The organism is Corynebacterium sp. KPL1818 (assembly GCF_000478135.1).
Classification (GTDB): Bacteria; Actinomycetota; Actinomycetes; order Mycobacteriales; family Mycobacteriaceae; genus Corynebacterium; species Corynebacterium accolens.
Map to the genome: position 1 here is coordinate 576,722 of NZ_KI515758.1, position 21,953 is coordinate 598,674.

General features: G+C 57.9%; 24 protein-coding genes and 1 pseudogene. 20 read left to right on the plus strand and 5 right to left on the minus strand.

Annotated features, from left to right (window positions below; genetic code table 11):
• Nucleotides 1-160: 160 nt before the first annotated feature.
• The 6 genes and pseudogenes from HMPREF1261_RS02640 to HMPREF1261_RS13235 all read left to right on the plus strand — a co-directional run bounded on the left by HMPREF1261_RS02640 (nt 161) and on the right by HMPREF1261_RS13235 (nt 3,647).
• Nucleotides 161-736, plus strand: a complete 576-nt coding sequence (locus tag HMPREF1261_RS02640; RefSeq protein WP_023016447.1) for a CueP family metal-binding protein — start codon at nt 161-163, stop codon at nt 734-736.
• Nucleotides 737-807: 71 nt separating this feature from the next.
• Entirely contained in the window at nt 808-2,289 is a 1,482-nt protein-coding gene (locus tag HMPREF1261_RS02645; protein WP_023029875.1) for a multicopper oxidase family protein, read from the plus strand.
• Between the two features lie 73 nt (nt 2,290-2,362).
• A pseudogene (locus HMPREF1261_RS13220) lies at nt 2,363-2,561 on the plus strand (hypothetical protein).
• A gap of 285 nt (nt 2,562-2,846) precedes the next feature.
• Entirely contained in the window at nt 2,847-3,104 is a 258-nt protein-coding gene (locus HMPREF1261_RS13225) for an IS3 family transposase (RefSeq protein WP_369707754.1), read from the plus strand.
• Nucleotides 3,016-3,465, plus strand: coding sequence for a DDE-type integrase/transposase/recombinase (locus tag HMPREF1261_RS13230; RefSeq protein ID WP_023029876.1), 450 nt, complete (start codon nt 3,016-3,018; stop codon nt 3,463-3,465). Before HMPREF1261_RS13225 ends, HMPREF1261_RS13230 begins: the two co-directional genes overlap by 89 nt.
• Nucleotides 3,426-3,647: an integrase core domain-containing protein gene (locus HMPREF1261_RS13235; RefSeq protein WP_369707755.1), complete on the plus strand. Its 222-nt coding sequence runs from the start codon at nt 3,426-3,428 to the stop codon at nt 3,645-3,647. Before HMPREF1261_RS13230 ends, HMPREF1261_RS13235 begins: the two co-directional genes overlap by 40 nt.
• 289 nt (nt 3,648-3,936) lie before the next feature.
• Here HMPREF1261_RS13235 and HMPREF1261_RS02665 read toward each other — a convergent pair whose 3' ends face one another.
• The gene (locus tag HMPREF1261_RS02665; protein WP_034657847.1) at nt 3,937-4,518 is read right to left on the minus strand and encodes an LURP-one-related/scramblase family protein; all 582 of its coding nucleotides are present in this window, start codon (nt 4,516-4,518) and stop codon (nt 3,937-3,939) included.
• 28 nt (nt 4,519-4,546) lie between these two features.
• Nucleotides 4,547-5,680, minus strand: coding sequence for an HNH endonuclease signature motif containing protein (locus HMPREF1261_RS02670; protein ID WP_232207973.1), 1,134 nt, complete (start codon nt 5,678-5,680; stop codon nt 4,547-4,549).
• A gap of 229 nt (nt 5,681-5,909) precedes the next feature.
• Here HMPREF1261_RS02670 and HMPREF1261_RS02675 point away from each other — a divergent pair, with 229 nt between their 5' ends.
• The 3 genes from HMPREF1261_RS02675 to HMPREF1261_RS02685 are packed head-to-tail and all read left to right on the plus strand — an operon-like array spanning nt 5,910 to nt 7,364.
• Nucleotides 5,910-6,251 carry a hypothetical protein gene (locus HMPREF1261_RS02675; protein ID WP_023029880.1) on the plus strand — a complete coding sequence of 114 codons (342 nt, stop codon included), beginning with the start codon at nt 5,910-5,912 and terminating at the stop codon, nt 6,249-6,251.
• A complete protein-coding gene (locus HMPREF1261_RS02680; RefSeq protein ID WP_023029881.1) occupies nt 6,251-7,081 on the plus strand; it encodes a hypothetical protein in 831 nt (276 codons plus the stop codon). Before HMPREF1261_RS02675 ends, HMPREF1261_RS02680 begins: the two co-directional genes overlap by 1 nt.
• Entirely contained in the window at nt 7,059-7,364 is a 306-nt protein-coding gene (locus tag HMPREF1261_RS02685; protein ID WP_023029882.1) for a CHY zinc finger protein, read from the plus strand. The genes HMPREF1261_RS02680 and HMPREF1261_RS02685 overlap by 23 nt, the downstream gene beginning before the upstream one ends.
• A 14-nt stretch (nt 7,365-7,378) precedes the next feature.
• Here HMPREF1261_RS02685 and HMPREF1261_RS02690 read toward each other — a convergent pair whose 3' ends face one another.
• A complete protein-coding gene (locus HMPREF1261_RS02690) occupies nt 7,379-8,686 on the minus strand; it encodes a M20/M25/M40 family metallo-hydrolase (RefSeq protein WP_023029883.1) in 1,308 nt (435 codons plus the stop codon).
• Between the two features lie 77 nt (nt 8,687-8,763).
• On the opposite strand from HMPREF1261_RS02690, the gene bioB reads away from it, so the two are divergent.
• The 4 genes from bioB (at nt 8,764) to HMPREF1261_RS02710 (ending at nt 12,282) form a co-directional block, all read left to right on the plus strand.
• Nucleotides 8,764-9,744: a biotin synthase BioB gene (bioB, locus tag HMPREF1261_RS02695; protein WP_005276160.1), complete on the plus strand. Its 981-nt coding sequence runs from the start codon at nt 8,764-8,766 to the stop codon at nt 9,742-9,744.
• Entirely contained in the window at nt 9,744-10,007 is a 264-nt protein-coding gene (locus HMPREF1261_RS02700; protein ID WP_023028069.1) for a hypothetical protein, read from the plus strand. Before bioB ends, HMPREF1261_RS02700 begins: the two co-directional genes overlap by 1 nt.
• A gap of 219 nt (nt 10,008-10,226) precedes the next feature.
• Nucleotides 10,227-11,348: an ATP-binding protein gene (locus HMPREF1261_RS02705; RefSeq protein ID WP_023028070.1), complete on the plus strand. Its 1,122-nt coding sequence runs from the start codon at nt 10,227-10,229 to the stop codon at nt 11,346-11,348.
• A 10-nt stretch (nt 11,349-11,358) separates the two neighbouring features.
• Nucleotides 11,359-12,282, plus strand: a complete 924-nt coding sequence (locus tag HMPREF1261_RS02710; protein WP_023029885.1) for a Sir2 family NAD-dependent protein deacetylase — start codon at nt 11,359-11,361, stop codon at nt 12,280-12,282.
• On the opposite strand, the gene HMPREF1261_RS02715 is transcribed toward HMPREF1261_RS02710, so the two are convergent.
• On the minus strand, nt 12,283-13,296 hold the full coding sequence (locus HMPREF1261_RS02715) for a triacylglycerol lipase (RefSeq protein WP_023029886.1): 1,014 nt from the start codon (nt 13,294-13,296) through the stop codon (nt 12,283-12,285).
• Between the two features lie 724 nt (nt 13,297-14,020).
• On the opposite strand from HMPREF1261_RS02715, the gene HMPREF1261_RS02720 reads away from it, so the two are divergent.
• From HMPREF1261_RS02720 to HMPREF1261_RS02750, 7 genes are all read left to right on the plus strand, one after another.
• Nucleotides 14,021-15,220 carry an IS30 family transposase gene (locus tag HMPREF1261_RS02720; RefSeq protein ID WP_232207963.1) on the plus strand — a complete coding sequence of 400 codons (1,200 nt, stop codon included), beginning with the start codon at nt 14,021-14,023 and terminating at the stop codon, nt 15,218-15,220.
• 239 nt (nt 15,221-15,459) lie between these two features.
• Complete coding sequence (gene amn / locus HMPREF1261_RS02725) at nt 15,460-16,863, plus strand: AMP nucleosidase (RefSeq protein WP_005276174.1); 1,404 nt, start codon at nt 15,460-15,462, stop codon at nt 16,861-16,863.
• Nucleotides 16,864-16,935: 72 nt separating this feature from the next.
• A complete protein-coding gene (locus HMPREF1261_RS02730; RefSeq protein ID WP_005276176.1) occupies nt 16,936-17,448 on the plus strand; it encodes a phosphoribosyltransferase in 513 nt (170 codons plus the stop codon).
• 21 nt (nt 17,449-17,469) lie between these two features.
• Nucleotides 17,470-18,951 (plus strand): SulP family inorganic anion transporter, encoded by a 1,482-nt coding sequence (locus HMPREF1261_RS02735; protein WP_023029887.1) that lies wholly within the window; start codon nt 17,470-17,472, stop codon nt 18,949-18,951.
• Nucleotides 18,952-19,236: 285 nt separating this feature from the next.
• Nucleotides 19,237-19,725, plus strand: coding sequence for a ferritin (locus HMPREF1261_RS02740; RefSeq protein ID WP_005276181.1), 489 nt, complete (start codon nt 19,237-19,239; stop codon nt 19,723-19,725).
• 74 nt (nt 19,726-19,799) lie between these two features.
• Nucleotides 19,800-20,153 carry a hypothetical protein gene (locus HMPREF1261_RS02745; RefSeq protein WP_005280551.1) on the plus strand — a complete coding sequence of 118 codons (354 nt, stop codon included), beginning with the start codon at nt 19,800-19,802 and terminating at the stop codon, nt 20,151-20,153.
• A 12-nt stretch (nt 20,154-20,165) separates the two neighbouring features.
• Complete coding sequence (locus HMPREF1261_RS02750) at nt 20,166-20,762, plus strand: HAD-IA family hydrolase (protein WP_005280553.1); 597 nt, start codon at nt 20,166-20,168, stop codon at nt 20,760-20,762.
• Here the strand turns inward: HMPREF1261_RS02750 and HMPREF1261_RS02755 are convergent.
• A complete protein-coding gene (locus HMPREF1261_RS02755; protein WP_023029888.1) occupies nt 20,745-21,878 on the minus strand; it encodes an ROK family transcriptional regulator in 1,134 nt (377 codons plus the stop codon). The two genes, HMPREF1261_RS02750 and HMPREF1261_RS02755, sit on opposite strands and share 18 nt — an antisense overlap.
• Nucleotides 21,879-21,953: the final 75 nt, after the last annotated feature.

A 21,953-nucleotide genomic window follows, 5' to 3' on the forward strand; every position in this document is an offset into this window, starting at 1 on the left:
TGACCCAGCCCACCGAATCCACCCCCTTTTCGCCCTGTTATAAGGCTGTGAGCAGGGCTTTTGATTTCTAGTCCGTCAGGCACCCGTGCTAGATAAAGGTATGACATCGACCTTGAGGCGGTGTCTTCTCACGGTCTTACCACGATCCAAGGAGATTGACGTGAAACGAGCAGCGATCGCAGCCGCCGCCCTTGCCCTCGCCCTCACGGGGTGTTCGGCCGCCGACCCGGAACCCACCGCCGACGGGACGGTGTCCCGGGATACATTCCTGACTACCCATGGCCTGGCCGCCATGGACGCGGTGGAGATCATTGATCACCTCGACCGGCAGAAGGTCACTGAGCGTCCCACGGATCTGATCGCTTCAGTGCGTGCCGATGAACTGCTGCTCTCGAGCGATGACCAGGAAGTCGTGGTCGATCTTCCCGACAATCAGACGTATGTCTCGATCGCGCCCTATCTCACCTCCACCCACGACTGCTTCTACCACAGCCTCACGACCTGCCTGGGGGAACTCGACAATGAGGATATCCAGATCACGATCACCGATGAGGCGACCGGTGAGGTGCTGGTGGACGAGGCGACAACCACCTTCGACAACGGGTTTATTGGCTTCTGGCTTCCCGATGATGCCACCGGCCTGATTGAGGTCAGCTACCAGGGGCGTACCGGCACCGCGGAGTTTTCCACCGCCGACGATGGTGCCACCTGTGTCACAGACCTGCACCTGACGTGATGGCTCAGCAGGGTCCTCACCTGCGCCTGTCTCCCGTGTCACTGAAATCTAACACCAAGGAAGGTTAAATCATGATGAATGGATTTTCCCGACGACAGTTTCTGCTCGGCGGGCTCGTCCTCGCCGGCACCGGGGCCGTGGCCGCCTGCACCAGCGACCCTGGACCCGCTGCCTCGGCACCAGGTTCCTCTCTTCGCCCCACTCCCACCCCCACTGCGCTCGGTGAGCCGACGGTGCGCCGGACACTGACCGCCCGGCCCCTCTCTCTGGATATCGGCGGCATCGAAGCCAAGACGTGGGGATACGTCTCTGACACCGGGGATGCGGCCATTGAGGCCACCGCCGGCGACGTCCTCCAGGTCGATATCACCAATGAACTTCCTGAGAGCACCTCCATCCACTGGCATGGTATCGCACTCCACAACGCAGCCGATGGTGTGCCCGGCATGACCCAGGACCCCATTGAACCTGGCGAGTCTTTCTCCTATGTTTTTGAAGTCCCCCACAGTGGCACCTACTTCTACCATTCCCACTCCGGCCTGCAGCTTGATCGCGGCCTCCACGCCCCACTGATCGTCCGTGACCCGCAAGACGCTGAGGACCAGGACGTCGAGTGGACCATCGTGCTCGACGACTGGGTCGATGGCATTCAGGGCACTCCCGACGATGAGCTCGACAAGCTCACCGGAATGGGTTCAGGCGACCATAACGGGAAGAAGGGGATGGGAGGTCACGGCCAGATGATGCACGGCACCCCGGACCGGGTACTGGGCGGGGATGCCGGCGATGTGATGTATCCGCACTACCTCATCAACGGACGTATCCCCCGTGCTCACCGGACCTTCGAGGCTCGCCCGGGCGACAAGGCCCGCCTGCGGTTTATCAACTCCGGCGGTGACACCATCTTCAAGGTGGCCCTCGGTGGCCACCGCATGACCGTGACCCACACCGACGGCTTCCCTGTCCAACCCAGGGAGACCGAATCGATCTACCTGTCGATGGGCGAGCGTGTCGACGTCGAGGTCATCCTCGACGACGGTATCTTCCCGCTCACGGCTTTGGCGGTGGGTAAGGACGACCGTGCCTTCGCCGTCATCCGTACCGCCGGCGGCCAGGCCCCCCACCCCGATGTCGACTTCCCCGAGTTGTCGTCCACCGGACTGCTTCTGTCCTCCCTGAAGCCAGCAGACCGTGCACTCCTGCCCGAGGACACACCAGACCGAGAAGTCAGCATCGACCTGGGCGGGCAGATGATGCCGTATGAATGGAGCATTCTCACCGACGGCCAATCCTCCTCCGCGACCGTGCAGGAGGGCCAGCGCCTGCGGATGGTCATGCGCAACAGGACCATGATGCCCCATCCCATGCACATCCACGGCCACACGTGGGCGCTGCCCGGCAGCGGCGGGCTACGCAAGGACACCGTCCTTCTCCGCCACGGTGAAACCGTGATCGCCGACCTGATCGCTGACAACCCCGGTGAGTGGGCATTTCACTGCCATAACGCCTATCACATGGAAACCGGGATGTTCAGCTCGCTTCGCTACGAGTAACCCCCACAGCAGGGGTGGAGTGCCGAGGTGGGCGGGGGTGTCCCCCGAGTAGTGGACACGGCGTTGGTGTGAAGTGTCCCAGGTTTTGTTCCGTTTGAGTAGATGGGAAAATCTGGAACATGCCGAGAAAATTTGACCAGGATGCAAAGGACCGTGTGGTCCGTCTCGTGGAAGATCGCATCTTGGCGGAAAATATGTCGATGCAGGCCGCGTGCCAGGCAGTAGCTCCAAAGCTGGGGGTTTCATGGCACACGGCTCGTCAATGGACTTAAGCCTGCTCGCCGTGCCGGGAGCATCCCAGAACCTGTGCCTGAAGATTTGGCCGCCGAAAACGCGAGGCTACGTCGTGAAAATCAAGAGCTACGCGATACTAATGAGTTGTTGAAGGCTGCCTTGGCTTTTTTCGCCTCATGACTCGACCCGAAACGTTAAGAAATGATCCGGTTCATCGATGAAAACCGGAATTATTTCTCTGTCGAGTTCATCTGCGCTGGCGTTGAAGAATAACCGGGCTGGTGGGTTTATCACCTCGCGTGGTTATCGCCAGTCCAAGGCCCGTGGGCTTAAGTGCTCGTCGACTTCGCGATGCTGCGTTGGTTGAACGCATTAGTGCTGTTCATCGGGATAATTACGGTGTTTACGGCGTGCGGAAAATGTGGCATGCGCTTCACCGTGACGGAATCGATATCGGTCGTGAACAAACCGCTCGGCTGATGCGCCTGGCTGGTGTTTCTGGCACAGGCACAGGCGGATCACCAATCACAACGCGTACACCTCAACGTGCCGGATCTGCGCCCGGATTTGGTCGAGCGTGAATTTAAAGCCCGGGGCCCGAATAAGCTGTGGGTGGCCGACATTACCTACGTGCGCACGAAGAAAGGCTTTGTGTATGCCGCGTTTGTCACCGACGTTTACTCCCGACGGATCGTTGGGTGGGCGTTATCAGACTCGATGCGCACCGAAGCACTGCCGCTGCAAGCTCTCAACCAGGCAATCGTGTGTGCTGAGGAAACAACAGGTCTCATTCACCATTCGGATCACGGATCGCAGTATGTCAGCGTGGTCTACAACCAGCGACTTGCCCAACACGGGATCACTGCTTCCACCGGAAGTGTGGTGACTTATATGACAATGCACTGGCTGAAAACGTTAATGGTTCCTACAAGAACGAGCTAGTCCATACCCGCAGGTGGGATGACGTTGTCGAGGTAGAAATTGCGACGTTCGAGTGGGTGTCATGGTGGAACGAGGTAAGGCTCCACCAAAGCTTGGGATACCGAACCCCAGCCGAGGTGGAAACCGAATTGTGGAAGCAGAACCCGCCACAGGCAATAATAGAAATCAAGGCAAATGCCTAGGAACAAAACTCGGGGCACTTCATTCCTTGGCGGAGTATGCAATGCCATTCAAGTGGCCGCACTGCGAATCATCGTGGTGGGAACCGTACCTGATGGGGTGAAGCCCAAAGCCCTTTCTACGATGGGATCGATAAATAGCTCTGCAATGCTTATCGGGTACATCATCGGGGCGCCTGTCGTGAGCGCCATAGGCCCGGCCGCGGCACTGGCCGTATCCGGGATTGGAACCTCCGTGCTCACAGTGGGACCAGTCCTGAAACACCGTTTGCAATGATGCCCATGTGCGCACCTAGTTACTGTTTTTCTTTTTCTTCGTACGCAGCATGTCCATGCTCATTACGGCGCCGATGATGGCGGCGTGCTGCTGCTCGTTGAGGTCTGGCGCGATCCGCAGGAGATACGTGTTTTTACCCATGAAGTAGTTGCCCATGCCGGTCCACTTATTGGAGACATCGGCAAGCTGGCGATCCTGGGAGGTGATGGTGAGGTTCCAATCCCAGAAATCGCCGTGCACTTCGACGTCGGCAAAGCCCTCCATTGTTAATTCCATCTTGGTTTTGAACATGGAGAAGCGCTTGGTGATAACGGCCATGGGCTGTTCAATTCTCGGTAGGTGTACTTCGTAGGTATCCCTCAAAAAATTCGCCGGATCCGAGATCGTCATGACTGTTTGTTGGGGGTTGCCTTCGGCATCCGTGAGCGCGACCTCCAAGCTGCGGGAGGGTTTAAACACCATCTCCTTAAGGCTGGTGGATTGCACAATGGTGCCCACTGGGGTCCCGTTGACATCAGAAATCATGAATCGATCTTTGAGGAGGGACTTAGTTTGGGAAATAACCAGCTCGTCGAGCGTAAATAAGTTTTGCATCATGCCTGCCAATGTATGGCAGCCGGCGTTTTTAATCCTCCTCCCTAGGGGTGGTTTTTGCTTCTTCCTGTGCTTCGTGGGCCTCTTCGTAGGCTCGCGTGCGGTGGGCGGTCATGGTTTGTGCAAAAGTTTGCACCCAATTCTTATTCTTTTCCGCCAGTGGGCCGGAAGGCTCGGTGACGGTCCAGGTGCCGTCTTCGAAGAGCCAAATAATGTCCCGGGTGTGCGGATCCATGACGTAGAAGGCCCGGCCATCGGTCTTTATGTTGTGGTGATGTTGGCACAGGCACGCCAGGTTTGCTGGAGTGGTCGGTCCGCCATCCGCGTGGTTGATGCGGTGATCCTTCTGGCACACCGTGGCAGGACGGTTGCACCCAGGGTAGCGGCAGGTGCCGTCGAATCCTTCGAGGTATGCTGCCATATCCGGCGGGGTGACATATCCCTTTACCTCTTTATCCGAGTTCATTTCCCGAATCTTGGAATACGGCATCGCGTTGGAGCGCGCTGGGTCGAGCCACCCAACGGATTCAATGAACGCGGGGGAGTTAGGAACATCGGTTGCCTTGTAGGCATTCAGGATGACCTGGGGTGCTTCGGTATTGCCGGTGAGGAGGGAAATGGCGGCATCGGCAAGCGAGCAATCCAGCTTGAGTGCAGTTTCCTTGATGCACTTATCGACGCATGCCATCACCGAGGGATCCGCGCTTAGCGTCATCGCCGCGGTATTGCTTCCCCAATTTTCCAAGGTATAGCGCGGCTGCGTCGGGCCCTTTTTGACCGCGAGGGTGTCATCTTCAAGGTTGATGAGCTCATTTATCTTCCTTTTAATCTGCGCTTGCGTCCGCATGGCCTGGTTGGCCTGGGTAGGAGTGAGGTAGGCGGTGAGCTGCTCATCGATGCGCGCGACTACCTCCGGGGTCGGGTTGCCCAGGCGGTTAAGGGATTTATTGATGGCAATGAGGCGGTCTAAATCTAAGTGATAGAGCTCGTGTTGCAGCTCTTTTAGCTGTGGGAGCTCTTCCAGGCGGTACAGGGCCATCAGGATATGGCCGATTCGCCCTTCATTAACTCCGGTGGTGCGGTAGAGGGATTGGGTGACTAATTCGAAATCAGAATCGAGATCGGGGATCTGTTCAGTCCAGAACTCGTATTCAGTCTTCCGCATTTCAAAAGCTAAGCGTGTAGTGGGGTTTTTGGTGTTGGTCGTGGAAAAGTAGGGATCTTCCATGGCACTTGAAACCTAAATTTGTGGTGTGAACGTGTGTACGAAAAACACTATAGAACACCCTACGGACATTCGCCTGTTTTAAGGCGTTTTTGCAGGTAGGAGTGCATATTCTTCCGTCAGGATAACCAGCTTAAAAAGCAAATTTATGTGCTAGCTTGAGGAAGGTATGAGTGAGGAGCAGGAAACGCAGGAAGAACCCGGCCGCGCGTGGTGGCAGTGGTGGGCGCCCTTGGCGATGATCGCTAACTTCCTGGTGCTCCCGCCGGCGATTTACCAGGCGGTTTCCGGCACGGTATTGCTCGGCATCATGGGTGGGCTTACCGTGCTTATTGCTTTTATCGATGCCGCCACATTCCGCTACTCATGGACCATCTTCTGGGTTGCGGGCATCGCCTATTTCGCGGCCATGGAGATGTACTTCAACGAGGGGACATGGATTTACCTGCCGGTAGTGGTCCTTTTGGCGTTGGGTGCTAGCAAATTGGGCGCCAAGTTGAGGAAGCGCTGATGGAAATCTGGCGGTTGGATCACCCTGAGGCTGGCCTGCTCGAGGTTGAGCGCGGCTACGATGCCGAGTTCGCTGAGCAGGGCGAATGGCCCAAGGAGCCGAAGGAATTTACGCCGGTGCTTGGCGATGCCCCCTTTATCCACCGCCTCCAGCTCTGGCGCAAGAATCCTGCACCCCGCATGCAGATGGTGGTCAACGGCGAGGTTCGCAGCCGGCACGACAAGCCGCGTGGCGGCCGTTATTCATTGCAGAAGAATCTGGAAAACGATCTCTCATTCAGTGAGAATAGTGCGCCGCGGACTAAGCCTTATGTAGATATCCAAGCCACGCCCTTTGGGGAGATACAGGATGTCTACTACCGCGATGGGGAGGAGGCCGTGGCCTTTGATCCGCCGCCGGGCTCCTTGGGTGAAAAGCGGCGCCGGGCAATGGAAGAAAGCCCCTTCAAGCGCGTGCTGTATCCACTGCTCGGTGGGCTGGGGAAGTCTGGGTGGGCCATCGCGATGATTGTTTTGGCTCCTATTATTAGCCGCATCCTCTCGCGCTTGCTGCCGGATTGGGAGCTGCCAGATGTAGATTTTCCGGAGATTTACCTTCCGCTGCCAAATTTGCCGAACCTGCCGGAGCCACCGCAGATTACCTTGCCCGCGCCGCAGTTTGCGGTGCACTTTGAACCGCCGGAGTGGGTGGTTTTCCTGATGGATTACAGCAGGGTGTGGATGCCTATAGTTATTGCCATTGCCTTTGGGGTGATGGCGGTGCGCAATGCAAAGAAATCGGAGGCGAAGAAGAAGGAGTGGCAGAACCATGAAGATTCGCGGCGCGATTGATGCGGAGGGCCGGTGCAAGCATTGGCATTCCCCGCTCGACGTGGTGGCCAATAAGTGCGCGACCTGCGGCGAGTACTTCGCGTGCGCGCTGTGTCATGCGGAGCTGACGGATCATGAGTTTGGGCCCATGCTTGTTGATACCCCCGCTGCCCTCTGCGGTTCCTGCGGCCTCGAGATGGATTACCGGCTGTATTCTGCTGTCGAGGCATGCCCGGAGTGTGGGCATATGTTTAATCCCGGCTGCAGTGCGCATGCCGGGATCTATTTTCAGGTCACCGCGTAAAAGCGAGGGGAGTGCTACTGGGTCAGACCCAAAAAGCGGTTGGCCAAGCTGTGGTAGGCGCGCACGGTGAGATCGAGGTCCTCGAGGTAGAGGTGCTCGTCGTGGCTGTGTAATTGCGAGTTGGCGCTGGCCATATCGCGGCCCTCGGCGTGCATCGCAAAGCCGTAGGCGTTACCGCCCTTGCGGCGGGCGAAGCGGAGGTCGGAGCCACCGGTGGCGTGGACGGGGACGACGTCTTTATTGGGGAAGAACTCTTTGGCGGTGGCCTCAATGGTGTGCCAGAGCTCGGTATCGGTGGAGGACTGGGTGGCGTTTTCGGTAATGAGGTGCTCGATTTCTACCTCATTGGCGAGATCGCCCAGTGCGCTGCGGAGGAAATCGTCCAAGTCTTCCTGGGTTTGCCCAGGGAAGGGGCGGATATCCATCTCGAGGTAGGCGTGGGAAGGAAGCACGTTGATGGCTCCGCCTGCGCGCAGGACGGTCTCGGCGATGGTGGTGTGGCTAAAGGCGTGGGCGTAGGCATCGAGGTTGCCGAACTTGGTGTAGTCACCGGTGCCATCGATAAGCTCTTTTTCGGTCTCAGGATCGAACTTGAAGGTGCGGACGAAGCCCTCCCAGATCTCGTTGGAGGCTGTGGGTGGCTCGGCCTCGGCGATGCGGCGGGCGACCTCGCCGATCTTTACGATGGCAAAGTCTTTGCCGTAGGGAGTCGAGCCGTGCCCGGCATCGCCGGTGACGTGGAGGCGGCGCTGGCCAGCACCCTTTTCGCCCACGTTGAAGCCCACCGCGCCGGGCAGGTGGCTACCGCCGGTCTCGGAGAGGCAGTTCTTCCAAGAGAAGGCATCGGGGTGGTTTTCTGCCATCCACCGCACGCCCAGGCCACCGCGGGCCTCTTCATCGGCCATGCCCACGAAGGCGAGCGTTCCGCCGGGGTTGCCGGCGCGCGCTACCTCGCGGGTGACGGCGGCCATGGTGGCGGTAATAAAGAGCATGTCTACGGAACCGCGGCCGTAGAGCTTGCCGTCTTCAATGAGTGCCTCGAAGGGCGGCTTAGTCCACTTGGGTTCGTCGACGGGGACGACATCGGTATGCCCCATAAGGGTGAGGGGCTCCTTGGCGGGATCGCCGGGGACGGTCACCACGATGGACACGCGTCCCGGGTGGGATTCAAAGCGCTCGATGGAGACGTCTTCACCGGCAAAAAAGTTCTCTAACGTATCGGCATTGCGCACCTCAAAGCCGGAATCCGGGGTGAGGTCGTTTACGCAAGCATTGCGGATGAGTTCTTGGAGGAGTTCGAGGGTGTCATCGTAAAGCGTCATGCCCCTTAGGGTAATCCCGCGAAAAAAATTTTGTGATTTTGGCCAAAGTTGAACGGCGTTCAAGTATGGTTCACTGCATGAGCATCATCGACATCGCCCGTGAGAAAGCTCTGGAGCAAGGCAAAGGCCTTAACCAGGAAGAACTACTACAAGTACTGCAGGTTCCAGATTCCCAGCTGGAAGAAATTGCTGATATCGCCCACCAGACCCGCCTGAAGTGGTGCGGCCCGGACGTATCGGTGGAAGGCATTATCTCCATCAAGACCGGTGGTTGCCCAGAGGATTGCCACTTCTGTTCCCAGTCCGGCCTTTTTGAGTCCCCAGTGCGCGCAGTGCGCCTGAACATTCCTGAGCTGGTGGAGGCGGCACAGAAGACCGCTAAGACCGGCGCTACCGAATTCTGCATCGTTGCTGCGGTGAAGTCCCCGGATGACCGCCTCCTGGATCAGGTGGGCGAGGCCATCGCCGCCATCAATGATGCCGTTGACATCGAGATTTCCTGCTCCCTGGGTACCCTGACCCGCGAGCAGGCACAGCGCCTGAAGGACATGGGCGCACAGCGCTACAACCACAACCTGGAGACCTCCCGCTCCTACTTCCCCAACGTGGTCACCACCCACACCTGGGAAGAGCGCAAGAAGACCCTGGACTACGTGCGCGAGGTAGGCATGGAAGTCTGCTGTGGCGGCATCATCGGCATGGGCGAGTCCCTGGAGCAGCGCGCTGAGTTCGCAGCCCAGCTGGCAGAGATCGATCCGTGCGAGGTTCCGATGAACTTCCTCGACCCTCGCCCGGGCACCCCATTCGCTGACCGTCCGCTGGTTCCGCTGGGTGAGGGCCTGCGCGCCGTTGCTGCATTCCGCTTGGCGATGCCCTCCACCACCCTCCGCTTCGCTGGCGGCCGCGAGCTTTCGCTTGGCGATGACGGCACCGAGCGCGGTTTGCTCGGCGGCATCAACGCCATCATTGCCGGCAACTATTTGACCACCTTGGGTCAGGAAATCGAAAAGGATGTGGACATGCTGGGCCGCATCGATCTCCCGATCAAGGCTCTGTAGTGTCCGAGCCGAACTCTGAGTTGGCAACCGCCGTCTTGGCCGGGGACGAGCCAATTTTCCACCCCAATACCGGCAAGCCGATCGAAGAGGTCTTCGCGCTGCACCCCGCCGCAGCCGCCGGCCTCGACGTGCCGCGCTACTGCCAGATCTGCGGCCGCCGCATGGTGGCCCAGGTGCGCCCCGATGGCTGGCACACCAAGTGCTCGCGCCACGGGGAGCTAGATTCCGAGTGGTTATACGTAGAGCAGCTACCAGAGAGCTAGCACTACCAAGATAAGGAGCCGCTGCCGCATGGCAGGCGGCTCTTTTTCTATTGAAAAACAGCCGTGAACTGCGGGTAGGTAATCCTACTTGCGAAATTTGGTGCGTCCTACTTTAGAGATTTGGTACTCTCTACTTTAGAAATTTGGTGCGTCCTACTTGCGAAATTTGGTAAATATATGTTTGTTCCTCGGCAGCTCAGTGGATCTATAACGCAGTTAATGAAATGGTTTCCAGTTGTCAGCGTGACGGGGCCGCGGCAGTCTGGGAAGTCGACTCTTCTGAGAGAAATGTTTCCGGACTTGTCATACCTCAATCTTGAGGATCCAAGTATTCGAAGGGTGGCACAAGAAGATCCTGTGGGTTTCCTTTCGAGCCAACGTGGACCGTTGATTATAGATGAGGCTCAATATGCACCGGACCTGTTTTCCGTTGTCCAACTTCGCTCGGATGAAGTGGGAAGCCCTGGGCAATATATCTTATCCGGATCGCAAAATTTCTTGCTTATGGAATCCATAACGCAATCGCTGGCGGGCCGCGTTGGGATCAGTCATTTGTTGCCCTTCGGCCTCATGGAAGCTCGCTCTATATCAGCTGATCTGACCGTTGATGAATTTATGGTTCGTGGTGGATATCCGCGCTTGTACCAGGCTCAAATTCCTCCGGAAATCTATTTTGAAAACTACGTGCAGACTTATCTCCAACGGGATGTGAGTGGGTTACTCAATGTTCGGAATAGTGATAGCTTTTGGCGATTCATTAAGGTCTGTGCGCTGCAAGCTGGAAACTTAATCAACTATTCCGCAATCGCAAATGAGATTGATGTTTCTTTCCAGACGGTAAAAAATTGGGTCTCAATTCTGGAGTCTAGTTTCATCATATTTTCTTTACCCAGCCACCATTCCAATCCCCGGAAGGTGCTTACTAAGACCGCGAAGTTGTATTTCTATGATACTGGCCTGTTGTGCCACCTTCTTGGTATTTCTTCACCAGAAGAACTTTCTGTGCATCCACAGTCAGGTGCAGTGTGTGAAAATATGGTGGTAGCAGAAACCATGAAAACGCATATTCACTCTGGTCGCAAGCCGGATCTACGGTTCTATCGGGATAGTTCTAAAAGAGAAATCGACCTATTGGATTTTACGGGCGGCGATCCTAAGGCTTATGAAATCAAGGCATCGCAGACCTATCATTCCAAATACACGCGTCATCTCGCGACTGTAGGTGAAGAGCTGGAGATCAAACCCGCAAACCGCACAGTGCTATACCGCGGCCAGCATTCCTTCGAAGCGAATGGTGCGCAGGTAGTCCCCGTTGAGCAGTACTTGAAGGCGCTTGATTAGATTGGTGGGTATGGATCCCGCTGTAGCCCATGCTCATCAGTCCGCGCTGCGATCGATTGCGCGTGTCGTGGAGGAGACGGCGCCGCATACGGAGGCGGGGCAGGCTTTGGGGGACATCGCCAAGCAGCTGCGCGACGGGCCGGTGATGGTGCTGACGGGGGCGGGGGTATCGACGGAATCGGGGGTTCCGGATTATCGTGGGCCGCGGGGCTCGCTGAGCAGGCACCGGCCGATGACGTATCAGGAATTTCGCCATGATCCGGCCGCTAGCCATAGGTATTGGGCGCGTAGTTTTGTGGGCTGGCGCGTGATGGATTCTGCGGTGCCGAATCGCACGCATTATGCGCTCGTGGAGTTGGAGCGCGCCGGGCTGGTTAATGGTGTGGTCACCCAAAACGTGGATGGCCTGCATAAAAGGGCGGGTACGGAGAGGTTGGTGACGCTGCACGGTGATATGGAAACCGTGGTGTGTCTGCTGTGTGGTCACTATGAGGATCGTGGGCACTTCGATGCGCGCCTAGCGGCCGCGAACCCGGGGTACCTAGAGCGCTTAGTCGTGGAAAGGGACCAAGTTAACCCAGATGGTGACGTGACGCTGGATGAGAAAGACGTTGCGGCGTTCCGGATGGCGGGCTGCGAGCGCTGCGGATCGGAGCTGCTCAAGCCGGACGTGGTGTATTTTGGCGAGCCCGTGCCAGCCACGCGGCGGGATGCCGCCTTTGCGCTATTGAATGAGGCTAATTCGCTGCTGGTCGCCGGTTCTTCGCTGGCGGTGATGAGCGGTTATCGCTTTGTGCTTGAGGCGAAGAAGCAGGGCAAGCGCGTGGCCGTTATCAATGGCGGGCCAGGCCGCGGGGATAAGAAGGTGGATACGCTGTGGCGCACGCAGGTGGGCCCGGCTTTTGATGCCCTGCTCGATGAGTTGGAGATTTAATCAACGCGGCGTGTGCTCTACCATCCTGAGCAGCGTGCGCACGATGGCGTGCACGCGCCTATCCATGGGCATATCTTCGTGCATGACCACGGCATGGCGGTCAAAATCTTGGATATAGATATTGCGCACCGCACCTTCGGGCGCGCCCTCTGGGTCGAGGAAGCAGGTTTCGGGCGGGACGACGACGGCATCGGAACGCGTGGCAATGCAGGTGTAGCTCACGCCGGATTCGAGGTCGCCATCGCGGTTGACATTGCGAAGCACCTCGCTGCCCACCACCTGGTCCATGCCGGCGGGGCCAAACCAGCCATCGATAATGGAGCGGATCACCGCCTCTTGGCGTTGGGTGCGAATGAGGCGACTGGCGATGCCCCCGTGGGTCGTCCCATGATTAGGCGCGCTGATGCTCATGAGGTGGACGACCTTTTCGGCGCCGCCGTCCATGCGCATCCAGTACCGCGCGAGCAGTCCGCCCTGGGAGTGGCCTACCAAGATGACCTTTTCTGCTCCGGTGACGGCGAGCACGGTATCGATATACGCGCCGAGCTGCTGCGACGATTCCGGGATGGTCTGCGTGGCGCGGTGACCGTAGTCAGGGGCAAAGACCGCCCAGCCGTCTTGGCGCAAGATATTGCCCATAATTTGCCAGACGCCCTTGGTATCGCAGGTGCCGTGGATCAGGATGACCGGCCAGGGGCGCTCGTCGCTTGGGCGGGCGCCCCAATCGTCTTCGAAAACGCCGCGCGGCTTCGTGCGTGCGCCGAGGGGCAGGGTCCTTGCGGCATCGGCATCGAGGGCGGAATCGCCGGGACTGGACTTGTCCTTTTCGGCCTTGAGGCGGTCAACGATCTCGTCGGCGACGTCATCCTGCAAAGCACTGGCCGCGGCCGGGGAGGCGATGCCAAGGCGTGGCGAATCTTTTTCTTCGGGTGCATCTTCCTCGTTCACGCGCCCGAATTTGAGGAGTTGTTCAGAAATAATGCTTTTCAACTCTGCAAGAGATTCGACAGCCATGCCTTCCAATCATACGCGTTAATGCAGGTAAATGGCCTCTTTAGAAAAGTTGAAGAAATTTATGGAGAAAGCCCTTGACCTCACGCCATAATCTTTGTAAACTTAGGCTTGCCTAATCACGGGCGGTGCTTACGGCGTAGGGCGCTCCACTCCTTGCCGCTAAGTGCCAGAGATTAGTCATGGGGAGAGGGCCCGCCGATGCGCAGTCGGCGGGCCTTCGTTTATGCCTCGGGAGGGCTTGAGTTCAGAGGGTCGTTGCAACACTTTCCCTTAGGAGGGTGTTGTTGTGCCTGGAGTTGTGGGCCCGTTTCATTCGTTGTCTGAGTCGGATCGTCGTGGCTTGGTGGCCATGGTTGGCAGTGGGCGTAGCGTTCGCTCGGCTGCTGGTGAGCTTGGCTGTCATTACGTGCATGCTTTGAATTTTTGCCATGCTCACGGAGTGCCAGTCATACATAAAGCCAAACGAGTTGATCGCCGCGGTAGCCAGGCTTTACAGCTTGTAGAACTAGTTCAAGGCGGACTCTCAGTACACCAAGCCGCCAAAACGTGTGGAATGCATCCCACCGCTGCGTATGCCGTTGCTACAGAAGCTGGGTGCCATATCCGGCTAACGAGGTATGCCCGGAAAGTCCGCCAAACACAGTTAAGGGTGGAATACTTACGCCTTCGGTTGGCGAGCTTGCCTGTTGGTGATGCTGGGGCTGGGATAGGAATTGATCGTCGATTGTCTTTAGACTTCGAAAAAGGACTCATCAAATCCGGAGGGCCACGTAAAGAGTTCATACCTGTCGGCGAGGATGCCACCACGTATAAAAGACTCATGAAAGCGCTGCGCCAACGCCATGACGTCATCGAATCTGGACGGCTTTGTGCCCCTGCCTTGCCTGGCGGTGTGGATCCGTATAAACGCATCAGTGATCGCTATATTTGCTTTGAAGAACGCGTAATTATCGCCGACCTTCTTCGTGAGCATGTGCCGCTGCGGGAAATCGGGCGCCGTTTAGGGCGAAGTGCCTCGTCAATTCAGCGTGAAGTACGCAGAAACCACAGCGCTGAAGGCCCGTATCGTGCAGAAACCGCCCAGTTAAAGGCTTGTGCGCGGAGATTGCGACCGAAAATACCGAAACTGCTGGCCAACAAAAGGTTATGGGACTATGTATGCGCACAATTGCGGGCACAATGGTCACCGGAGGAGATTTCCAATCGCCTGCCCATCGACTACCCCACGGATAAGGACATGCGCATTAGTCACGAAACGATTTATGACGCCTTTTATCTACAGTCCAAAGGACGACTCAAAGACCTTGGCCTGGACTTGCCTACCGGCAGAAAGAAACGCAAGAAACGCCACACACGCACCACCACACCGGCCCAGCAACGCTTCGTTGACGACATGATCCTCATCGACGACCGGCCAGAAGAGGTTACTGAACGTATTTTGCCAGGCCACTGGGAAGGCGACCTCATCCTTGGTAAAAATAACCAATCCGCGGTGATCACGTTAGTAGAACGCGTCAGCCGATTTGTTGTCCTTGGCCACCTGCCAGGCAGGCACACCAGCAAAGAAGTATTCACAGCCCTGCACAAGGCTGTCGCTGGAATCGATAAAGCACTCTGGTCATCAATTACCTGGGACCAAGGAAGTGAAATGGCTGGCCATAAAGCCTTTACCATGGCCACTGACATTCCCATCTACTTCTGCCATCCAGGATCACCGTGGGAGAGAGGCAGCAACGAAAACACCAACGGCAGGCTCAGGAGAAACCTTCCCAAAAACAGCGACCTGTCCATCTACAGCGCCGAGGACCTGGAGATGATCGCCAACATTCACAACCACAAACCACGCAAAGCACTCAACTGGCGCACCCCAGCCGAAGTAATGACCAACGCCCTGACACAAACCGGTAGTATCACACCAAAGTAACCATCATCGTTGCAACGACCCCTAGAATCCAAGGGGTTAGTCGTCGAAGCAGGCGGCGGGTGCTTCATCCTCACGCGGGGGAATGGGAAGATCAACGGGAAATTCACGGGTGGCGGCAAAAAGCTCCACCCCAATATTAGTGGCAGGCATAGAGCTAACGATACCAAGTGGGTGTTCCGGATTCAGAGCTGGAAAAGACTCCGCTGCCGTACTGCGCTGTCCCCGCTAAACTCGCGGTTATGACCGATCTGCAGCATGTCCACTCCGTAGATGAAGCGGTGACTCGCTTAATTGAGCATTATGAAACCTCGTGCGAGATGGCGCGCGAGGCTCTTGCCTCCGGCACCCTCGATGATTATCGCCATGTGGTTTATCCCAAGGTGACCGTGGAGATCCGTAAATGGCAGCCGATCGACCGCTCCGAGCCCTTTGGCTATGTGGACGAGGCCGGCAAGTATTCTGCGGTCGTCTCCAAGCCGCACATCATCCGAGAGTACTTGCACGAGCAGCTGACTCGGCTGACTAACAATTATCCGTGCGATATCTTCGTGGGCCAATCGGATGAGCGCATTCCGCCGGAATACATCAAAGATGCCCCGGCGGCGCCGCAGGAACGCGGCCCCATTCCGCGCCCGACCTTGGATGAGGTCAATGATGCGATTATTGATGGCGAGTGGGATGCGTTTCACGGCGGGGAAAAGCCGCTCTTTCACTTCGGGGCGCAGCGCTTCGATATTGCCTGTGCGCGCATTGAGCATTACACCGGCATCGAGGTCGATACGGTGCAGAAATACATTCTGTTTACCAATTACGCGATGCATACCACGGAATTCGTGAAATTCGGCCTGCGCGAGCTGACCAAGGAGGATTCGCGTTATACGGCGCTGGTATTGCCCAATGGGGAGACCATTCACCCTAATGATGCGGTGGACCTCGACCTGGATGGGCTAACGCTGACCTCGCGCTTTCAGATGCCCCGGTTCGATCTCATTACCGCAGGTGGCGATGGCATCACGATGATCAACATCGGCGTGGGGCCATCGAATGCCAAGACCATTACGGACTGCTTGGCCGTGCTGCGGCCGGAGGCCTGGATCATGATTGGCCACTGCGCCGGCATGGATGGGCGCATGCGCATCGGTGACCTGATCTTGGGCAATGCCTACGAGCGCCACGACCACATCTTGGACCGACAGGTGGTTTCTTCCACACCGATTCCGGCCATTCCAGAGGTCCAGCGCATGCTGGAGGCGGCCGTCGATGAGGTCTACGGTAGCGATAATTCGCTCATGCGCACCGGCACGGTGCTATCGACCGATGACCGCGATTGGGAGTGGCGCACCAGCCGGGATCTGTGGGAGTGGTTGCGCACTTCTACCGCGGTGGCGGTGGACATGGAATCGTGCGCCTTGGCGGCGAATGGGTACCGCTACCGCGTGCCTTATGGCACGCTGCTGTCCGTGTCGGATCTGCCGCTGCACGCCGTGCCGAAGCTGCCGGCGCAGGCCCAGGCGTTTTATTCCAACTCCAAGGAAGCCCACGTCATGTGCGCGGTGCGCGCGGTGGAACAGCTGGCAGAAAATCCGGAGCGCCTGCGCACTCGCAAGCTGCGGCGGACGCTGGGAGAGGTTCCTTTCCGGTAGCTGCTTTCCCTTGGTAGGTATCGCTAGTTAAACTACAAAGAAAGCCCATGACGCAAAAGGAGCCGCGCAATCGTGACTGAGAATTGGATCCACCCGGACCGGGAGAACCTCACTTGGGAAGTCTTCGGCGAAGCGAGCCGGAATCTTTCGGAGCAAATCGTGGAATCCGGCTGGTTTCCTGACTTGATCGTGGGCGTTGCCCGCGGCGGCCTGATCCCGGCCGGTGCCATTGGTTATGCCATCGGGGTCAAGGCCATGGGCGCTATCAACGTGGAGTTCTACACCGATATTGGCCAGACCTTGGATGAGCCGATCATCTTGTCCCCGCAGTTGGATACGGATTCCCTCAAGGGCAAGAAGGTGCTCGTCGTTGATGACGTGGCCGATTCCGGCAAGACCTTGGATCTGGTGGTGAACTTCTTGGAAGAAACTGCCGATGAGGTGCGTTCCGCTGTCGTCTACACCAAGCCGAAGACCATTTTCGAGCCGGACTATTCGTGGAAGAAGACGGATAAGTGGATCAACTTTGCCTGGTCGGTGCTGCCCGTCATTACGGCGGATGGCTCCTTTCAGGAAGGCTCGTAGTAGCTACTAGTATGTGCAGGCGTGATTAACGAGCAGCCTGCACCTACCGGCGTCATCGCCAGTTTCCGCTTTGCATTTTCCTCACCTGCGCGTTTGCGCAAGGAAGTGCTCGGCGGACTGGCGGTGGCGCTTGCTTTGATCCCGGAAGTTTTAAGCTTTTCCATTCTCGCCGGCCTCGACCCGCGGGTGGGGCTGTATTCCTCGGTGATTATGGCGATGGCCATCGCCTTTACCGGCGGGCGGCCCGCCATGATTTCTGCGGCGGCGGGCGCGGTTGCCCTGGTGGTGGCCCCGCTCGCGCACGAGTATGGGCACGATTACGTGGTGGCGGCGGTGCTTGCGGCCGGTATTATGCAGGTGTTGTTGGCGTGGGTGGGCATCGCTAAGCTCATGCGCTTTATTCCGCGTTCGGTGATGACGGGATTCGTCAATGCACTGGGAATTATGATGTTTACCGCGCAGCTGCCGCACCTTATTGATGTCCCCTGGATGGTCTATGTGCTGGTGGCTATAGGCCTGGCCATCATGATTGTTTTGCCGCGGTTTACCCAGGCAATTCCGGCGCCGTTGGTGACCATCGTGGTGGTAAGCATCATCGCCGTCGCGGCGGGGTGGAAGGTGCCGGATGTGGCGGACCAGGGCGAGCTGCCCACGACGCTGCCGGGCCTTTTCATTCCGGATATTCCGTGGAACCTGGAGACCCTGCAGATCATTGCGCCCTACGCCTTTGGGATGGCGCTGGTGGGCCTCATGGAATCGCTGCTTACGGCGAAGCTTGTCGATGACATTACGGATACCCACTCCGATAAGACCCGCGAATCCTTTGGCCAGGGCATTGGCAATATATTGGCCGCGGCGATTGGCGGCATGGGCGTGTGCGCAATGATTGGCCAGACCATGATCGGCGTCAAGGTATCCCAGGCGCGCACGCGCTTGTCGACGTTCCTCGCCGGCGCCTTCCTCCTCGTGCTGTGCCTGCTTTTCGGCGAGGCGGTAGGCCGCATTCCGATGGCCGCGCTGGTCGCGGTGATGATCCTCGTGGCGGCGACGACGGTGAATTGGCATTCCATCCGCCCGCGCACGCTCAAGCTGATGCCGCTTTCTGAAATCCTCGTCATGCTGCTGACGGTCGCGGGCACGCTGGCCACGCATAACCTGGCGGTAGGAGTGGTCTTAGGCGTGGTGGCTGCATCGATTGGCTTTGCCCGCCGGGTGGCGCACCTCGTGGAGGTTGAGTTGGTAGATGGATATACCTACGTGGTGCATGGCCAGCTCTTCTTCGCCTCCTCGAATGATTTGGTTTACGCCTTTGATTACACGCTTGATACGGACTTCGTGGTGGTGGACCTTTCCGATGCCGAGGTCTGGGATGCCTCGACGGTGGCGACGCTGGATGCGGTGCAGAAAAAGTACGCGGATCGCGGCATTGAGGTGGAGTTTCGGGGCCTCGATGGGGCGAGCGCGCAGCGCCTGGAGCGCCTGAGTGGGCAACTGGGTGATTAATATCACATTGCGAGCGTGATGTGCGTAAGCGTACCGGCTGAGAAGCGTTGGGTGGAGTGGACTAGCGCGGCGAGATTGACCGTTTAGGGCAATGACCTCGAACTATTAGGCGATATTAACTTCGTGCCGTGGAGCAGCTTTGTCTTAACTAACTTAGGTGATCCAACCTGAAAAATGCCCCTGAGGTGCGGGTTTGATTAAGCATACCTTGCTAGACGGGAGATTTTATTTGGGTATTGTAGTGCCTACAACCAATTAATTGATTCCTACAGAAAGGATTTAGCAATGGATGAGAAGCTGCAAACTCTGCTAAACAATCAGGTCATTAACGAGCACGGCGCCGCTATGGTCTACACCCAGCTGGCCTACGAGATGGACAACCTGTCCTTCCCGGGCATGCGCGACTGGTTCATGGCTCAGGCTAGCGAAGAGCGCGTCCACGCACAGAAGCTTGCGGATCACCTCTTGGCACGCGGCTACCGCGTAGAGCTTAACGATATCCCGGTTGGCTCCATCAAGGCTGCCACCCCGCTGGATGCGTTCGAGGCTTCCTTGGCACACGAGCAGAAGGTCTCCGAGCAGATCCGCGAGATCGCCCGCGTTGCCCTTGACATCCAGGACCTGGACTCCCGTCAGCTCATTGACTGGTTCCTGGCTGAGCAGATCGAGGAAGAGGACACCGTTTCTGAGATCATCGACCAGATCAAGCTGGTGGGCAACGATGGCGCTGGCCTGCTGCGCATCGATTCCCGTTTGGCTAACCGCAACTCCTAAGTTGTGAATAACAAACACATCAAGATTTAAATCAATCCTCCCATAGCACTGGGCTGCTGTGGGAGGATTGACGTATGTCTGCACACCTCAAAGCAACCCTCTCTGCCACCCTGGCGGTATTGGCATTAAGCCTCATCATCGGTGCTGCGGTCATCTCAAGCCACGTGACCCTCGGCATCTTTTTGACCACCGCGGCGCTCATGCTGAGTCCGTTTGCGGGGGTGGTGATGCTGGCGTGTGGGGTCATCGGCAAGCGCGGGCTGGTCAACCGCTCCTTATATTCCTTGAGTGGAATGCTGATTCTGGCCTCGTTGGCCGTGCTCATCGTGTTACCGATGGCGCAGGCAACGGCGGCGCTGGTGATTTTTATCGCCGGTACCGCGGTGGGGATTGTGGCCGTGCAGACCCAAGCTACTAGGCGCGCATAAACTGGACGCATTATGCCGAAGTTGCTGTTTGATCTGTACGGCGTGCTGCTGCGCCCCGCCACGCCGGAAGCGCACGTTGAACTGGAGCGCTTCCTCGCGCCTGCGAACCCGGAGGCATTCTGGGAGGCCTATAACTATTTCCGGCCCGATTACGATGCCGGAATTTTTAGCGATAGCCACTACTGGAACGAGATAGCCGCCCGTGCGGGTATGGAGCCCATTGACTGCGCTGGGGCCGTGGCCTGCGAGAATCAGTACCTGCTCGAGGCGGACTCAGAGATGGTAGCGCTGGTCAAAGGGCTCATCGGGGAGGGCTTTAGCGTCGGGATTTTATCCAATATACCCACGACCCTGGCGGAACAGGTGCGCGCGCAGCACCCGTGGTTGGCAGAGTGTGCGGCGGTAACGTTGAGCTGCGATATCGGGGTGGCCAAGCCGCATCCTGAGGCCTACCGGGTGGCGGTGGACGCGCTCGCGGCGCAGCCTAAGGACACGCACTTTTTCGATGACCGCATTGACTACATCGAGGGCGCTACCTATTGCGGGTTGCAATCCCACCTGTTTACCGGCATCGACTCCGCGCGCGAGGTTTTACGCGGTCTGGAGTGAGCGGCCGAGCTCTAACGGCTCGCGCAATAGCTGATCGGTAGCCACGGTGCGGGCGACGGCGCGCACGATTTCTTTGTGGCTTGGAATCATGCGCAGTTCCAGATCCTCCGAGGCGGAATCGCGCACGGTGGAAGCAAAAAGCTGGGGCGCGCGGGAATCGCCGGTAAAGGCCCCGCCGGCAATGACCACGGTTTTTGGTGCGTATTCGTGGACCATGTCCGCCGTAATCTGGCCCAGCTGGCGGGCGCGCTCATCCAAAATGGCGCGCACGGCTGAATTGGACTCGGCGATGGTCGCGACCTCGTGCAGGGTATTGGCCTCGATACCGTGGCGGCGCACGGCCTCCAGAATGGACTGGGTGGCCAAGAGGTGTTCGGAAGCGCCGTGGCCCAGCACGTCAGAGTGGGTCTGCGGGAGCGGGATGATGGAATTGACCTCGTCATCGACGGAGAGCGCAGATCCTAAGGAATCATCCGCGAAGAGCAGGAGCACGCGCTCGTAGGTGCCAATCTCGGCAGCCTGGGTCTCCGAGCCCAAAATGGCGGAAATGGCAGAAGTGACCACCACGGGAACGCTAAATTGGAAGCGTAGGCGCGCCGCGATATCCACGCCGTGCCAACCCAGGTTATCCGCGGTGACTAGGCCCTCTTCATCCACGGTGCCCGAGGTGGTAATCCCCAAGGCCACGAGCCGGCGATCTAGGCCCGTCATCATGCGGTTGATGCCGGCCATGATGTGTTCAAGAAAGTCTTCCTCCGTCAGGCGGGCGACAGGAGTAGCAATCTCTTCTTCTGAAACGGTGCGGCCCTTGATGTCATAGAGGCCGATGTAGGTCTCAGAGGTGCCGACGGCTATGCCGCCGAGTACCCAGTTATTATCCGCGGCCTCGAGGGGAACGGTAGGGCGGCCCCGGCCCTGGGATTGGGTGAGGTCGGTGCGCTCTTGGATGAGTCCTGCGTTGAGGAGCGCGGTGGTAGCGCGGGTAATGGTGGGCTGGGAGAGTCCGGTGGCTTCTACCAGCTCACTACGGGTAATGATCGGGTTCAGGCGCACCAGGTGAAGGCACTTAGCAGCCGGTGTACGGGGGCGGGTGAACACGGGGCCAGGTTTGATCATGAAAGAAAGTATATGTGTCACAGACTGCTTTGTCTAATCTATTCATAGGTGTATGTACCGAATGGTCTAAAGGTG

What these genes read in the sequence shown, in the direction of transcription:
- HMPREF1261_RS02645 (WP_023029875.1), top strand. Translation starts at nt 808, where the DNA reads ATGATGAATGGATTTTCCCGACGACAGTTTCTGCTCGGCGGGCTCGTC.
- HMPREF1261_RS02665 (WP_034657847.1), bottom strand. Translation starts at nt 4,518, where the DNA reads ATGATGCAAAACTTATTTACGCTCGACGAGCTGGTTATTTCCCAAACT.
- HMPREF1261_RS02670 (WP_232207973.1), bottom strand. Translation starts at nt 5,680, where the DNA reads ATGCGGAAGACTGAATACGAGTTCTGGACTGAACAGATCCCCGATCTC.
- HMPREF1261_RS02675 (WP_023029880.1), top strand. Translation starts at nt 5,910, where the DNA reads ATGAGTGAGGAGCAGGAAACGCAGGAAGAACCCGGCCGCGCGTGGTGG.
- HMPREF1261_RS02680 (WP_023029881.1), top strand. Translation starts at nt 6,251, where the DNA reads ATGGAAATCTGGCGGTTGGATCACCCTGAGGCTGGCCTGCTCGAGGTT.
- HMPREF1261_RS02685 (WP_023029882.1), top strand. Translation starts at nt 7,059, where the DNA reads ATGAAGATTCGCGGCGCGATTGATGCGGAGGGCCGGTGCAAGCATTGG.
- HMPREF1261_RS02690 (WP_023029883.1), bottom strand. Translation starts at nt 8,686, where the DNA reads ATGACGCTTTACGATGACACCCTCGAACTCCTCCAAGAACTCATCCGC.
- bioB (WP_005276160.1), top strand. Translation starts at nt 8,764, where the DNA reads ATGAGCATCATCGACATCGCCCGTGAGAAAGCTCTGGAGCAAGGCAAA.
- HMPREF1261_RS02705 (WP_023028070.1), top strand. Translation starts at nt 10,227, where the DNA reads ATGAAATGGTTTCCAGTTGTCAGCGTGACGGGGCCGCGGCAGTCTGGG.
- HMPREF1261_RS02710 (WP_023029885.1), top strand. Translation starts at nt 11,359, where the DNA reads ATGGATCCCGCTGTAGCCCATGCTCATCAGTCCGCGCTGCGATCGATT.
- HMPREF1261_RS02715 (WP_023029886.1), bottom strand. Translation starts at nt 13,296, where the DNA reads ATGGCTGTCGAATCTCTTGCAGAGTTGAAAAGCATTATTTCTGAACAA.
- amn (WP_005276174.1), top strand. Translation starts at nt 15,460, where the DNA reads ATGACCGATCTGCAGCATGTCCACTCCGTAGATGAAGCGGTGACTCGC.
- HMPREF1261_RS02740 (WP_005276181.1), top strand. Translation starts at nt 19,237, where the DNA reads ATGGATGAGAAGCTGCAAACTCTGCTAAACAATCAGGTCATTAACGAG.
- HMPREF1261_RS02745 (WP_005280551.1), top strand. Translation starts at nt 19,800, where the DNA reads ATGTCTGCACACCTCAAAGCAACCCTCTCTGCCACCCTGGCGGTATTG.
- HMPREF1261_RS02750 (WP_005280553.1), top strand. Translation starts at nt 20,166, where the DNA reads ATGCCGAAGTTGCTGTTTGATCTGTACGGCGTGCTGCTGCGCCCCGCC.
- HMPREF1261_RS02755 (WP_023029888.1), bottom strand. Translation starts at nt 21,878, where the DNA reads ATGATCAAACCTGGCCCCGTGTTCACCCGCCCCCGTACACCGGCTGCT.